Genomic DNA, 14641 nt, shown 5'->3' with positions numbered 1-14641 from the left:
CAGCGTAGATGATCTTTTTAAAGCAGCGTGGCGTAATAATCAAAAAATTTGAGGTTACGTATGCTGCAGCTTCTTGGTTACGCTGGGTTGATTCCCTTTATCTTTTTACCGCTAGGTAGCCTGGTATGGCAACTGATGGTCCCGGCGCAAGCCCTGTTACTGTTTCAATTTTATAGCTGCTTAATTCTGGGCTTTATGGCTGGCGCTATCTGGCCGGTGTTGTATCAGGCGAAACAGCCTATGGGTAGAGCCATTTGGGCGGTGACTTTTCCGGTAGTGGCACTACTGGGCATTGCGCTATTACCCGCCTACATCCTGATCATTATGGCGTTGCTATTTTTAGCCCTACGGGTTTATGAGTACCAAACCGAGATTAATCAGCATTATTCGCTGCCTTATCAGGCCTTACGCAATCAACTTACAGCTGTAGTGGTGCTCTGCCACTTGGCATTTTATATAGGGTATGGCTATGGCGGATAAGATAAAATTGTTTTTTGATGGCAGCTGTAAATTGTGTCGCCATGAAATTAATTATTTAGCCCCCAAGCTTGAGCATAAGCTTCTGTTAGTGGATATTAGTGCTGCAGATTTTGCGGGGTATCAGGGCGTGTCGAAGCAGGCAATGCTGGCACAAATTCATGTTTGGGATGGTTCGCGCTTTATTATTGGCTTAGCCGCTACACTCTATTATTGGCGTTTAGCTGGCATGCGCTTTTTACCTTGGTTACTCAGCTTACCGCTTATTAATAATCTGGCCAATAAAGCCTATTTATACTGGGCGAAGAAGCGCCAGCGCTGCAGCGATAACCAATGTGAGCTACCTTAAACGATGCGTAGAACCCGCCCTCGCCTGCGCAGCAGTGCACAGCAACAAACCGATGAGCAACTTCTGGTATTACATCAGGCTATCGCTGAGAAACTGTTGGCCAATCCTCAGCTGGCAGCACCTTTATTAGAAAAGCTAGAGCTACGATACCAAACCGGCTTAATCAAACACTGGGGCTATATTCGTTGGTATAGCATGTTAACCCAGTTGGATGATGCGGATTTATTCCGAAAAGCTTTACTAGAAGATAGCGATAGTATGCGACGCTTAAGGCGTAAAACACTGCTTACTGGGATATTAAATGAAGAAGAGCGGCAGCATCTACATGATCATATGTTTACTTAATAAATTTACGGTAACACTGCCTTTTGTAGTACCTGAAGCGCTTCAGTATTTTGAACCCGCGCAATTTAGTTGTTAAAATAGTGAAAATTTAACTTGGACAAGATTGAAAAATGGATTTACGAAAAAACTTATCATTACAAACCTACTCGCAGCCAATTCATGTTTATATCAATAAAAACCGACTATTAAATCTTAATAGCTTTGTTATTGCCGAACATTTTGCAAATGCCGGTTATGTCCCTTTGTGGGAGGGCAGAAGAGGTTTTCAGATATTGGGAGCCTCTCCGCTGTTAGCATTTCGTGGCGCACATATCTGTAATCCCAAAGGCCAACCCGCGCATCTAGTACTACGAAACAAAGCATTCTTTAAACAGCTTTTAGAACAAGAGCAAATCGCAACAGCTCATGGTTTAGTTTTTTCCGCAGAAACACGAGAGCAAGCACAGGCTTTTTTAAGCTCAGCAGCGCGCCTCTGCGTAATAAAACCGGTCGCAGGTAAGCAAGGTAAAGGCGTTACTACAGGCATTAGCGATATCACGGCGCTAAATCTGGCCATTGAAGAAGCGCTGGCCGTTTTCACAGAACAAGCAGAATTGCTAATTGAAGAGCAATTTTGTGATGCTGAAGAAGCAAGACTGTTGATCGTCAACGGGCAATGCATCAGTGCTTTCAAACGACTCGCGCCGGCTATATGCGGTGATGCTATTACATCTATTAATGACCTTATCAACGAATCTAATAAGCTTAAGCGCAAAAACCCGAATGAGTGTCGGCTGTTAATTGAACTTACCCCCAGTCGTTTAAGAGCACTCGCGAAACAAAACTATACACCTCAGAGTATTTTGCCAAAAGGCGAATGGCTTAAGCTTGATGATAAGGCCAGTATCAGTACTGGAGGCTATACTTATGAATGTAGCGATCAGATTGATGAGAGCTATAAATTGATAGCTGAGCGCGCGGCAAAGTTGGCCGCGCCAACAGCGGTGATTGGTGTTGATATAATGGCCAAAGATTTTACGCAACCCGCAAACCACGACAATTATATTGTACTGGAGGCCAATAGCGGTCCGGCAATTACTGGGCATCAATACCCAAGTTATGGCAAAGCCGTTGACGTAGTCGCTGCTATCGTTAATTTCTGTTTTTCCACACGTCAGTTCCTGCCTTTAACCGACACAAAACTCAAAGTTAAAGTTAACATTTTTGTACCGCCAAAGTTAGATGCAACGCCGATGTGGCTTCAACTGATTAAATTAGTTATCTCGGCAGATTGTGATGTTTCTGAAATTGTACCGCCACATCAGTTAACGCTATCTACTTCAGAAAAAAATCTACAGCGTATTCAAAGTGATTTTTATCAGTTTTTTAGTCAAAAAAATGCGGCATTGGTTTTTAGTCGTGAGTAACCGAGCTAAGCTTAGGGCACGCCCTAGCCTAGGATTTTTTCACTCCGCTAGCTGGCATGGTTTTGCTGGTATTTAATCGGTTTTTACCGTTAAGATAAGAAAAAATAACGAATTACCAAGGATCTGTTATGCATCTGCGCTTTTACTTTGCATTCTCTGCAGTTTTAGCCCTAATCAGCACCAGCTATGCGGCTGAAGGTACCCGGCTATTACGCCAACCCGATCTGTCTGCACAAAATCTGGTGTTTGTATATGGTGGTGATATTTGGCTAAGTAACCGCGATGGCTCAGCGCCGCGCCAGCTAACCAACCACCCAGCACCAGAGTTTGCCCCTAAGTTCTCGCCCGACGGCAATTGGATTGCTTTCTCGGCTACCTATGATAACAATACCGATGTCTATGTAATGCCAGTAAGTGGCGGCAGTGCTACCCGCCTAACCTGGCACCCGGGTGCCGATATTGTTAATGGCTGGAGCCCAGACAGTAAACAGGTGCTGTTTGCTTCAAACCGCGAAGTCGCCAACAGCCGTAGCAATCAGCTGTATCAAGTAGCCCTTACTGGCGGTTATGAACAAAAGCTGATGGAAGCCGTTGCCTTTGAAGGGCAACTCTCCGCAGATGGCAAAAAACTGGCCTATCGGCCGAATAATATGGCTTATAGCGGCAGTAGTGGCTGGCGTTTACACCGTGGTGGCAGTACTCCACCGGTTTGGATCCTGGATTTAGAACAGCAGCAATTAGAAAAAATTCCGCATCCCAATGCCAATGAATTTAACCCTTTTTGGCTAAACAACGAGGTCTATTTTTTATCCGACCGGGATGATAAAGCCGTTAATTTATTTCGCTATCGCCAGCAGAAAGTTGAGCAACTGACTACGCGTCGCGATTGGGATATTCGCTCGGCAGCAGGCCACGAGAATACCGTGGTTTATGAAGCGGGTGGCTATTTATATCAGCTGGATGTAACAAGTGGTCAAAGCACACAACTGGTGATTAATCTGCAAACGCAGTCTGAGCAGCGCAGGCCTCAATGGAAGGATGCCAGTAAAACCATTACCTCGGCCCGATTGTCGGCTACCGGACAACGTTTATTATTAAGCGCTCGCGGTGATATTTTTACCGTTCCCTTAAAAGATGGCTCTACCCGCAATTTAACCCAAAGCGCCGGAGTACGCGAATTTGATGCCCATTGGCGCCCAGATGGCAGCAAGGTGGCGTACTTATCCGACGAAGGCAATCAACACCAGTTAGTTATCAGCACTCAGGATGGCTTGAGTAAACCAGAGATTATTAGCTTAGGTGATAGCGGCTATTTTAACCTACTTGGCTGGTCGCCCGATGGTAATCTACTAGTTTTTCAGGATAATCACCTGACGCTTTATGCCTATGATATAAAACGCAAGCGGCAATTAACCTTGGATCAGTCTGGACGGCGTCAAGCGTTTCAGGTGAGCTTTTCTCCTGACAGCCGCTATCTGGCGTATACCGTAGTAGGCGCTAACTATTTTAGTCAGCTCAAGATTTATGATTTTACCCTACAGCGCAGCCAGCAAATAACAGATGGCCTAAGCCATGCCACCCACCCGGTATTTACCCAGGATTATTTGTTTTTTACCGCCTCCGTTAATACCGGTCCTGCGCAGGTAAGCTTAGATCTGTCCACGCGCGAGCGCCCTATTCGCTCAGCGCTGTATGCTGCAGTGCTCTCTGAAGATGGCCATTCTCCACTGCTCCCCAAAAGCGATGAAGAGCTCGTTAACCATAACGATAAGCTTAAAACGGACAAGGCCGATAAAACCGATAAACCCGTCACCAAGGCAGTACGCATCGACTTTACCGGTTTAGCCGACAGAATAGTCGGGCTGCCGGTAGCTGAGCGCAATTACAGCAGGTTAAGTGTGGCCGGCGATGGCGCGCTATTTTATCTGGAACTGCCGCAAAGTGGCGCCAGCAATGAGCCGCCAGGTGTAGATAATAGAAACAGCGCCAGCTTATATCGATTTGATTTTACCGAACGAAAAGCCGCCCTGGTGCACCAAGGTGTAAGCGATTATCAGCTAAGTTATGATGGAAAAAAACTGTTATTGATCAGCCAACCTAATCGTCTGCTGATCGCCGATGCGGTTGCGAAACCCGAGCCAAAACCTATTGATTTAACTCAGGTGCGCAGCTTTATCGATCCTATGCAAGAGTGGCAACAAATTTTTAACGATGCCTGGCGCATGCAGCAGGAGTTTTTCTACGACCCAGCCCTACATGGCATTAACTGGCAAGCGATTTACGATAAATATCAGCCTAAGTTAGCCCATGTGCAGCGCCGGGAAGATCTGAACGAGGTGTTAGTCGAGATGATTGCCGAGCTACAAGTAGGCCATAATCGCATCGGCGGTGGCGATGTTTATCAAGCCACAGGCTCGGGTATTGGCTTATTGGGCGCCGACTTTACTATTGAGCAAAATCGCTATCGCCTGAAAACAGTCTATCAGGGCGATCGCTGGAGCCCGTTTTTACGCGCGCCACTGGCCACACCCGGTGCCAGTGCTAAAGCTGGTGATTTCTTATTGGCCATCAACGGCGTGGAGTTAACCGCAGCACAAAATATTTACCAGCTGCTGGATAATACGGCTGGCAAGCAAGTGCGATTAACACTGGCGGAAGATCAGCGCGGCCGCAATAAAAGAGACATCATAGTAGAGCCGGTAACCGATGAAAGTCAGTTACGACTATGGCATTGGGTAGAGCAAAACCGCCGCTATGTGGCGGAAAAAACCGCTGGTCAGGTGGCTTATGTGTATTTACCTAATACCGCTGATGGTGGCTTTTATTTCTTTAACCGTATGTTCTTTGGGCAAACCGATAAAGCTGCTGTGATCCTAGATGAACGGAAAAATGGCGGTGGTCAGGCGGCCAACTATATTACCGAAATTTTAGGCCGCCCCTTCTTAAGTGGCTGGAAAGACCGGGATGGTTTAGTCTTTACCACACCGGGTGCCGGCATTTATGGCCCGAAAACCATGCTGATTGATCAGGATGCAGGCTCTGGCGGCGACTTCCTGCCGTGGGCTTTTAAACGTTTAGGTTTAGGTAAAACCATTGGTACCCGCACCTGGGGCGGCTTAATTGGCATCTCAACTAATCCAGCCATGATTGATGGTGGCTTTCATGTGGTGCCCTTTTTCCGCTTCTTTACCCCAGAGGGTGAATGGCGGGTAGAAAATGAGGGCGTAGCACCGGATATTGAAGTCGAGCTGGATCCTATTGCCGTTAACCGTGGCGTGGATGTGCAACTGGAGCGGGCCATTGCCCATACACTGGAGCAGCTAAAAGCCAAGCCACCGAAAAACCACAGCAAGGCGCCGGCAATGCCAACACAATTAGGGCGCTAAAACCAAGGTGATATAGAGCGATTACCTCTAGTGAATAATGCCAGCAGCTACGCTGGCATTATGCTATTAGCGCCTAATATAAGCGAACTGCAGGTTTCTAACGCCGTTGCTGTAGGAGTAAATACAAACCACAGAGCATAATAATGCTGGCACCTATATAAACGCTACTGCCGGGATATTGCTGCCAAAACACAATGTCAAAGCCAATCCCCCACAACAGCGCCGTATATTCAAAAGGCGCGACTACTGCCGCAGGCGCAATCCGAAATGCCTCGGTAATGGTAATTTGTCCCAGAAAACCACTGACTCCCACCAATAAATAAAGCGGCCAAAGCGCTAGCTGCAAGGGTTGCCAATGCGGCAGCGCCAACAACCCTGCGCCCAGCGTTAAAAAGGTCATTAACCAAAACACCATATTGCCGGCAGAATCCGAACGCGCCAGCACCCGCACCGTAATGGCCGATACCGCATAACAAAAGGCCGCTAATAAAGCGCCCAGCGCCCCTAAACTAAACCATTGGCCGGCATCGGGTTTTAACATATAAAACACTGCCGCTAACCCTATCGCCAATACCAGATAATGCCGCGGTGCAACATATTCTTTTAACCACCAGGCCGAGAGCAAGGTAATGATAAAGGGTGCAGCAAAGAAAATGGCATAGGCATCTGCCAGGCCCAGAGTTTGTAAACTAAACACAAAGGCCCACAACATAGTAATACCCAAGGCCGCTCGCAGCAGATGCAAAGACCAACGCGCTTGCAATAAATGTTGAAACTGCGCGCTGCGCCATAACCACAGCACCACAAAGGGCCAGGCAAAGGCGCCGCGTAAACAGGCAATTTGCATTGGACTATGCGCTGCCGTCAGGCTTTTCATACCAGCATCCATTGCCGAAAAAAAAGCCACCGCCAATAACATAGCCACAATGCCGCGTAGCGGACGATCAGATACAGGTTGAGATAACAAAGCAGGACCTTTCACAAGAACAGCGTTGGCAGCAAGAATCGCGATTATAGCAAGTCGCCCTTACTACTGCAGCAGCAGACAAAACAAATTCAGCGGCTTAATAGCTAGTCTGCTGATGTTTTGCTAAATATCATTAAGGAATACTGACGGCGGGCTACAGCAATAAAGCACAAGCCGCTTTGGTGCCGTGGCCCTCAATCGACGACTTCACCAGAGGTTACGGATAGCTGAATTTCCGGATTAGACCTTGGTATTGAATATGAAACCGCCAACGACGGTTCGGACGAATTTGGTTTAGAGCTCGGTCCGGCTGGTGCCGAGCAATGGCGAAGAGGGTGGTGAAAAGGAACTTCTCAGTCAGTTTTAACGCCAGCAAAACGCCGACTAAGGCATAGTACCGCGGCACGGACTGGCAAAATACCCGTGCTTGAGATACATTTAAACTATCTTTTCAGAGCGGTGACTAACGTTGTATTTATACCTGAGCCGGATCTCGTCTTTGCTCTGGACTGTAATATTATGCAGTCTTGTGCTTTTCTCTCTAACCGCACATGCTATTCAGATACAGGGTGCTAAAGTTGAGCTACCAGATAATTTACCGGTGGTGGTGTATGACGCCGCGCAAGATCAGCAAGACTATTTATGGTTAGCCGCAGAGTTTGATGGGCTATTGCGCTTCGATGGCCAGCAGTATCTGCGCTTTGTGCCACCTGGCCCAAGACGGAATCTTAGCTACAGCCAAGTGGTTATCGATCAGAAAAACCAACTTTGGGTGGGTACCTGGGGTAACGGCGTTTGGCGGCTTGATGATCTGCGGGAAAACTGGCAACAAGTAGTCGCCTTGCCTGAAAGTGCGCGCATTCAGTCGCTGCTGCTAAGCACATCCCAAATCTTATGGATTGGCACCACTGAAGGGCTTTACCAATTAGCCCCGGGCAGTATGCGAGCCGAACTGTGGCAACCTTTAGCAGGGCAGCGGATCTGGTATCTGGCAGAGCAGGATAACGGTACTATCTGGGTTGCCACCTCAAATGGCCTTTATCAGCTAACATCAAACACAGCGACAGCTAGCGGCTGGTTGCCGCACGAACAGTTTCACAGTAAAGAAATCCGCGCTGTTGCAGTGCAAGGCCAACAGTTGCTGGTTGGTTTGCAGTCGCACTTATATTTACTGGATTTAACCCAACCTGAGCAACTCACTCAGCTGACTTTTGGCAACCCCAATACCCTACTTGTCGAATCAGCAAACAGTTGGCTAGCAGGGTCCATCGACGGTATGTTTAGGGTAAGGTTAACCCAGTTAGGCTTACAAACTGAATTATTGCTCTCGGCTATCGATGTTAGGCGACTTTTCCGCGACCGGCTTGGACAAATTTGGTTGTCTAGCCGCAATAATGGATTTTTACCACTAGCACCTGCCCCGCTACGTGCAATTGAGCCAGATCTAAGCAAATTTCTAAGTCCCAAAAAGCCGCATCGGCTTGGTCCGAATTCTGTAACTTTAAGCCGCTGGCAAGCGCTGGATAAGACCTTGTTGCAGTTAAAAGATGGAAAGTGGCGTGAACTATCCTTTCAGGCAGAGCCTTCAGTAGCCTATGTGCGCGATGTGGTGGAATTTGGTCCATATACGCTGGCTGCCACAGATCAAGGCTTATTCAGACTGTATAACGACAGTTATTTTGTCCCAGTCGCGCTTAACATCAAGCTTAACCGCTTTAATATTGAACGACTTGCCATCGCCGCTGATGGCGCTCTATGGCTTGGCCTGTGGCAAGAGGGCGTAATCAGAATTGCTGCCGAAGCCGCGACACAAGACATCGCATCCTGGCAAGCGGTGCAGCTGCAACCCGAATTACCAACACAGGATGGCATCATCGATATCCAAACTGATGCGCAGCAACGCCTTTGGCTGTTAAGCCGCCAGGGCAAGCTATACCAGGGTGAATCAGACAAAATTACCTTACGCTGGCAACCGGATAATGCACTACTCAGTGGTTATTTTCAGTGTATGTTGCCAGATGAAGATTCGTTATGGCTTTGTAGTGATCGCGGACTAATTCGCTTGAGTGAAGATCTGACGGCAACAACAATTTGGGGGCAAGCTGAAGGCTTACCCGATCAACGAGTTATTGGCATCACTCGCACTGAAAAGCTTATTTGGGTGCTAACACGTCACGGCGTACTTAATTTTAAACCCGATGGCTCGCATTTACATCTGCTGCGGCACCGGCCAGGTTTAGATCTTAGCGGGGTGCAACTTAAAGGCATCAGCACCTTAGTGGATGATCAGATACAGCTGGCAACCAGTACCGGGATTTGGCAACTTAGCCAGGCAGATATGTCAGCAGTACCTACCGCAATGCAATTGCATCTGGCAAGTATGCGATTAAACCAGCAGCTGTTTAGCGTCGGAGAGCGCAACCGTATCTTGTTACCCAAGCGCCTTGCAGAGTTGCAGCTACAGTTTAAATTACTGACCCTGCAGCCGCATCTAAGAGTGCAATATTTTTTCCGTTGGCAACATCAGCAAGAATGGACCGCTTTAGGCCACGATGCCATCTTAACACTTAGCCAGCTAAACCCTGGCGAACATCAACTTGAAGTAATGGCTAAAGCTGGCGGGCAAACTGTTCTAAGCAAACCGTTGTCGCTGTTAGTACCGATTCCTTTCTGGCAGCAGCCTATAGGGATGACCCTGCTAATCTTTCTTAGCATCATAGTATTATGGGTACTATATCGCCTACGCATCCGGCATTTAGAACAACGCGCCCAAGCATTAGATCTGATTGTGGCACAGCGCACTGCCGAACTAGAGCTAGCAAACCAGCAATTGCAAGTACAATCAAATACAGACAGTCTGACCGGCTTACTGAACCGGCGCGCTCTTTACGCTGCTGCGGCAGCATTACAAGCTCAGCGCAACAGAACCCCAATGGCACTGACGCTGGTACTTATTGACATTGATCATTTTAAGAAAATTAATGATGTTTACGGCCATGATGTCGGTGATACGGTGCTAAAAACCTTTGCAGCTTACCTGAAACAACGTCTACGCAGGCAGGATTTACTTGCCCGCTGGGGCGGCGAAGAATTTTTATTGTTAATGCCGCAAACCGATGTGCAACCGGCCAGCAAGCTGATGGCCGAACTGCGCCTTGGCATCAAACAATTACAAATTGCTGAACTTGACATGCCACTTACCGCAACTTTTGGCATTAGTGCTGTAAGCTTGCACCACGATGCGTTAGATATGGCGGTTAAAGCCGCGGATTTAGCCCTGTACCGGGGCAAAGCACAGGGACGCGATCAAATCGTTTTAGCCGCCGATAGTTTAGATACTAACCGTTAAACACAATGCAGCAAACATTACATGTTTGCTGCTAATTTGCTTATCCTTTGATATCACGTAGCAGGAAGAATTTGTAAAGCAGCGAGGTTAATAACACTTAACCTCCCCCGCTATTTGGCTATGGATTGAGTTTATAAATCACATTAATACTTTTTTGCAGGGTAATTTGCTTTGGTGCTAACAATGCGCCGGCCATAGCACTGTCAGCAGACATTTTCTCCATCCGACCAAAACTAACCTGACCACCAGCAAAACCAAAATCACCGGCTAAACTGCCAAAGCCGCCGCTTTCGGTAATCGCAAAAACCGTACTTAACTTCACGCCCTGCGCGGCGGCCAGCATAGTGGCGCGCTGCTTGGCATTGGCGCCAGCTTTTTCGCTTAGGGTTATTTCAAATTGTTCGCGCTGACTATGATCAAAGCTGCTATGAATAGAGAATATCTGCGGCTGGGTAAACAGATAATCCATAATAGCCACATAATGCTCCAGATTATCCAATGTTAAGGTAATCGGCTGGCTGGCTTCATAGCCGGTAATGCTTCTATCCTGATAATCTTTAAAGAGTGCTTCTTTGTTAATTTGCGCAGCATCTAAGGCTTGTTCAGTGATGCCTTTGCTTTTTAAAAAGGTCAGTAACTTTTCGCCTTGTTGGTACACACCACGGGTTGCCTGTTCAGCCGTTGTGCCGGTCTGGCGTAATTGAAAACGAATTTGCGCTTTATCCGGGGCAACTTCCAGCATCGCTTGCCCAGTTACATTAATAAAGGGAAAGTCGGGTAACGGGCTGGCAGCTACAACACCTGAAAATAGCAGCGCGATACTGGTGGTTAATCTCAACATTATTGTTATTCCTTTTACGTGGGGTATAGTGCTATTAAACTGCTACGAGCCTTTACATTAGCTGAATAAGAATAAGGATTTTTATGTTTCTGCGCACCACCTTTGCCGCTAGCGCGCTTAGCGCTGTTTTTTTGCTAAGCCCCAGCCTAAGTGCCGCCACTGATAGCTACACCTATGCTAATCTGCACGAGGTGCGGGTTAGTCATTTATATTTGGATCTGAGTGTCGATTTTGACAATAAAGCGCTGATTGGCTTTGCCGATTTAAGCTTGAACTGGCAACAGCAGAGTGCCGACACCGTGCTGTTAGATACCCGCGATTTGCTAATAAAGCAGGTGTATGCGCGCCGGGCTGATGGCCAGTGGCGCAAGGTGCCGTTTAACCTGGCCGAACGCGATGCCGTCTTGGGGAGCAAATTAACCATTAAACCGGGCTTTCAAACTCAAACATTACGCATTCACTATCAATCTCAGCCACAGGCTTCAGGTTTACAATGGCTGAGCAAAGAACAAACTGCCGGTAAAAACCAACCTTTTATGTTTAGCCAAAATCAGGCTATACATGCCAGAAGTTGGATCCCAATTCAGGATAGCCCAGCCGTGCGCCTTACCTATAGTGCCCGTATTCAAACCGATAAAGACTTATTAGCGGTGATGAGCGCGCCCACTGAACCTGGCACAGCGCGTACCGGTGATTACCGCTTTAACATGCCGCATGCTATACCACCCTATTTGCTGGCCATTGCCGTTGGCGATTTGCAGTTTAAGGCAATGAGTGCGCAAACTGGTGTCTATGCCGAGTCTTATATTCTTGAGGCAGCAGCAAAGGAGTTTGCCAGTACACAACAAATGATTGATGTTACCGAAAAGCTGTATGGTGACTATCGCTGGGGCCGCTATGATTTACTGATTTTACCGCCAAGCTTCCCCTTTGGTGGCATGGAGAACCCGGTACTGTCTTTTATTACGCCAACAGTGATTGCCGGAGACGGCAGCCTGGTCAATTTAATTGCCCATGAGCTGGCCCATTCCTGGTCGGGCAATTTAGTCACTAATGCGACCTGGCAAGATTTGTGGTTAAACGAAGGTTTTACCTCCTATGTCGAAAACCGCATTATGGAGCAGGTATTTGGGGTGGACCGCGCCATTATGGAGCAAGCGTTGTCGGTACAAGATCTTAAACAAGAACTGCAAAGCCTGGACGCCGATGACAGCCGCTTATTTCTGGATTTAAAAGGCCGCGATCCTGACGATGCCTTTAGCGGTGTACCCTATACTAAGGGCCAGTTATTCTTAATGTTTCTGGAAAACCGCTTTGGCCGTGAGGTGTTTGATCCCTTTGTAAAAAAATACTTTGATGATCATGCCTTTAAAAGCATTACCACCGCAGAGTTTGAGCGTTATTTAGCCGCAAACTTACTCGACCAACATCCTGGCAAAGTCAGCAGCGAAGAAGTAAACGAATGGATCCATGGCCGGGGCTTACCTGCTACTACCCCCAATCCACAGTCAGATGCGTTTTTACGGGTGCAGCAACATAGCAATGCCTGGCTCTCTGGGTTACGTGCGCTTAACGAGCTACCAACCACAGAATGGACAGTACATGAGTGGCTATTTTTTATTAATAACTTGCCGCTTAGCATTACCCCGACCCAACTGCAGCAGTTAGATCAGGCGTTTAATTTAACCCACTCTAGCAATAGCGAAATCGCCCATGCCTGGTATTTACTGGCGCTAAAAACTGGCTATCGTCAGGTATTACCGGCGCTGGAACAGTACTTAGTCAGCATTGGTCGGCGTAAGCTGATCTTGCCATTATATCGCCAGTTGGCCAGCACGCCAGAAGGGTTAGCCTTCGCCCGCAAGGTGTATCAACAAGCCCGCCCTGGCTATCATCCATTAGCCCAAGGCAGTGTGGATGAGATTTTAAAAGCAGATTAAGCAATAACGGTTAATAAAGCCCCCACCAAGGCGCCCGCCAGCACTAATTGCCAAGCTGGCCGGCGCCAAAATTGCAGCGCGACAAATCCGATAAGTGCTAATGCCAAATCGACCGGACCAAAAATACTGCTTAGCCAAATCGGCTGATACAGCGCCGCCAATAAAATACCGGTAACACTGGCCCCGACCCCAGCCATTAACCGGCTAATCTTGGCTGAGCTGCGTAATTTCTGCCAATAAGGTAGTACTGCCGCCAAGACTAAAAACGACGGTAGAAAAATAGCCAACAGCGCCAATACCCCACCAGTGACACCACTTATAGGCCCATTGGCAGAAGCCCCTAAAAAAGCAGCAAAGGTAAAAAGTGGTCCTGGCACAGCTTGCGCCGCGGCATAACCCGCTAAAAAAGTATCGGCATCCACCAACCCACTCGGCACCACTTCGGCTTGCAGCAAGGGCAGCACCACATGACCACCACCAAATACCAAAGCGCCAGCACGATAAAAGGTATCAAAGAGTTGTAGCGCTGCAACAGGATAGAGCTGGCTGAACAAGGGTAAACCAACTAGCAACAATAAAAATATCAGGCCAAAGGTGTTAGCGGTAGTGAAGGAAAATTTAACGGGTAGATGACTACTGCTCGCTGCAGGTTCTGGCGCTAAATAAAGATACCCCAGCAGCGCCCCTAACAAAATAACCGCAGGTTGCAGCCAGACCATTGGCAGCAGCAAAATCAGCACAGCACTTAGCGTCATAATGCTTACTTTGGCCGGCGTATTACATAGCGTTTTGGCCATACCCCACACGGCATGCGCTACCACCGCAACCGCCACCAGTTTTAAGCCGTGTAGCACGCCTTGGGTTAATGTACTTTGCAATAACGGTAGGCTTAAGCTAAATAAGACCAATAGCAGGGCAGATGGTAGAGTAAAGCCCAACCAAGCCGCTAAAGCCCCGCGATAATGGCCACGCAATAAGCCAATCGCTAAGCCAACCTGACTACTCGCTGGCCCGGGTAAAAACTGGCACAGTGCAACAAGTTCAGCATAATCGCGCTCGGAGAGCCATTTACGTTTTTCCACAAACTCGGTACGAAAGTACCCCAGATGCGCTACCGGGCCACCGAAGGAGGTCAGGCCAAGCACTAAAAATATCCGGAATAAACTCCAGAAGTTGCTGTGTGGTGTCTCGGTCATAGGGTTAATCGCTATTTTCTCGTTTAATGCTGATGGCTCTTTGTGATCGTCTTGATCTGAGCATCCGGCGGCTAAACGCGCCGCACAACTCAAGGGCGTTGCGCCTATCTTTACGCTGCTATTACTTCACGTTACGCAGGTTCGAGATTGGCGCATCCGGCGGCTAAACGCGTCGTACAACTTTGCCGAGGGACGCCGTGAACCCATCCATGGGGGCTCCTGTTTTTCATCCATGAAAAACACGCCCTCGGTCAAAGTGTACTATGCATTTACCACCTCGTTCGATTCTTGTGCATACACAAGTGCACTTCTAGCCTGTTGCAATGCTCTAGTATTGAGCATAATGCGAGCTACCAAATAACACCTGTACAGCCAGGCAGCGAGC

Annotated in this window: 10 protein-coding genes; 7 read left to right on the top strand and 3 right to left on the bottom strand. The window is 48.0% G+C overall.

Going from position 1 to position 14641, the window contains the following annotated elements:
- Positions 1–60 precede the first annotated feature (60 nt).
- The 5 genes from IE163_RS10310 (at position 61) to IE163_RS10290 (ending at position 5963) form a co-directional block, all read left to right on the top strand.
- Positions 61–480 (top strand): DUF3429 domain-containing protein, encoded by a 420-nt coding sequence (locus IE163_RS10310; protein ID WP_189432890.1) that lies wholly within the window; start codon positions 61–63, stop codon positions 478–480.
- Positions 470–826 (top strand): thiol-disulfide oxidoreductase DCC family protein, encoded by a 357-nt coding sequence (locus IE163_RS10305; protein WP_229833518.1) that lies wholly within the window; start codon positions 470–472, stop codon positions 824–826. Before IE163_RS10310 ends, IE163_RS10305 begins: the two co-directional genes overlap by 11 nt.
- 3 nt (positions 827–829) lie before the next feature.
- Positions 830–1171, top strand: a complete 342-nt coding sequence (locus tag IE163_RS10300; protein ID WP_189432888.1) for a hypothetical protein — start codon at positions 830–832, stop codon at positions 1169–1171.
- 110 nt (positions 1172–1281) lie between these two features.
- Positions 1282–2577 (top strand): hypothetical protein, encoded by a 1296-nt coding sequence (locus IE163_RS10295; protein WP_189432887.1) that lies wholly within the window; start codon positions 1282–1284, stop codon positions 2575–2577.
- A gap of 128 nt (positions 2578–2705) precedes the next feature.
- On the top strand, positions 2706–5963 hold the full coding sequence (locus tag IE163_RS10290; RefSeq protein WP_189432886.1) for a S41 family peptidase: 3258 nt from the start codon (positions 2706–2708) through the stop codon (positions 5961–5963).
- Positions 5964–6060: 97 nt separating this feature from the next.
- On the opposite strand, the gene IE163_RS10285 is transcribed toward IE163_RS10290, so the two are convergent.
- On the bottom strand, positions 6061–6930 hold the full coding sequence (locus IE163_RS10285; RefSeq protein ID WP_229833517.1) for a DMT family transporter: 870 nt from the start codon (positions 6928–6930) through the stop codon (positions 6061–6063).
- Positions 6931–7459: 529 nt separating this feature from the next.
- On the opposite strand from IE163_RS10285, the gene IE163_RS10280 reads away from it, so the two are divergent.
- Positions 7460–10279 (top strand): ligand-binding sensor domain-containing diguanylate cyclase, encoded by a 2820-nt coding sequence (locus IE163_RS10280; protein ID WP_189432885.1) that lies wholly within the window; start codon positions 7460–7462, stop codon positions 10277–10279.
- 118 nt (positions 10280–10397) lie between these two features.
- Here the strand turns inward: IE163_RS10280 and IE163_RS10275 are convergent, their stop codons facing one another.
- Positions 10398–11120 carry an SIMPL domain-containing protein gene (locus IE163_RS10275; protein WP_189432884.1) on the bottom strand — a complete coding sequence of 241 codons (723 nt, stop codon included), beginning with the start codon at positions 11118–11120 and terminating at the stop codon, positions 10398–10400.
- An 83-nt stretch (positions 11121–11203) separates the two neighbouring features.
- Between IE163_RS10275 and IE163_RS10270 the strand changes: the two genes are divergently transcribed.
- Positions 11204–13060 carry a M1 family metallopeptidase gene (locus tag IE163_RS10270; protein WP_189432883.1) on the top strand — a complete coding sequence of 619 codons (1857 nt, stop codon included), beginning with the start codon at positions 11204–11206 and terminating at the stop codon, positions 13058–13060.
- Here the strand turns inward: IE163_RS10270 and chrA are convergent.
- On the bottom strand, positions 13057–14349 hold the full coding sequence (gene chrA, locus IE163_RS10265) for a chromate efflux transporter (RefSeq protein ID WP_229833516.1): 1293 nt from the start codon (positions 14347–14349) through the stop codon (positions 13057–13059). The genes IE163_RS10270 and chrA overlap by 4 nt on opposite strands.
- Positions 14350–14641: the final 292 nt, after the last annotated feature.

Source organism: Alishewanella longhuensis, from assembly GCF_014653435.1.
GTDB lineage: Bacteria > Pseudomonadota > Gammaproteobacteria > Enterobacterales > Alteromonadaceae > Alishewanella > Alishewanella longhuensis.
Note: the sequence above shows the minus strand (reverse complement) of the source record. Positions and strands in the feature narration are given on the sequence as shown.

What these genes read in the sequence shown, in the direction of transcription:
- IE163_RS10310 (WP_189432890.1), top strand. Translation starts at nt 61, where the DNA reads ATGCTGCAGCTTCTTGGTTACGCTGGGTTGATTCCCTTTATCTTTTTA.
- IE163_RS10305 (WP_229833518.1), top strand. Translation starts at nt 470, where the DNA reads ATGGCGGATAAGATAAAATTGTTTTTTGATGGCAGCTGTAAATTGTGT.
- IE163_RS10300 (WP_189432888.1), top strand. Translation starts at nt 830, where the DNA reads ATGCGTAGAACCCGCCCTCGCCTGCGCAGCAGTGCACAGCAACAAACC.
- IE163_RS10295 (WP_189432887.1), top strand. Translation starts at nt 1,282, where the DNA reads ATGGATTTACGAAAAAACTTATCATTACAAACCTACTCGCAGCCAATT.
- IE163_RS10290 (WP_189432886.1), top strand. Translation starts at nt 2,706, where the DNA reads ATGCATCTGCGCTTTTACTTTGCATTCTCTGCAGTTTTAGCCCTAATC.
- IE163_RS10275 (WP_189432884.1), bottom strand. Translation starts at nt 11,120, where the DNA reads ATGTTGAGATTAACCACCAGTATCGCGCTGCTATTTTCAGGTGTTGTA.
- IE163_RS10270 (WP_189432883.1), top strand. Translation starts at nt 11,204, where the DNA reads ATGTTTCTGCGCACCACCTTTGCCGCTAGCGCGCTTAGCGCTGTTTTT.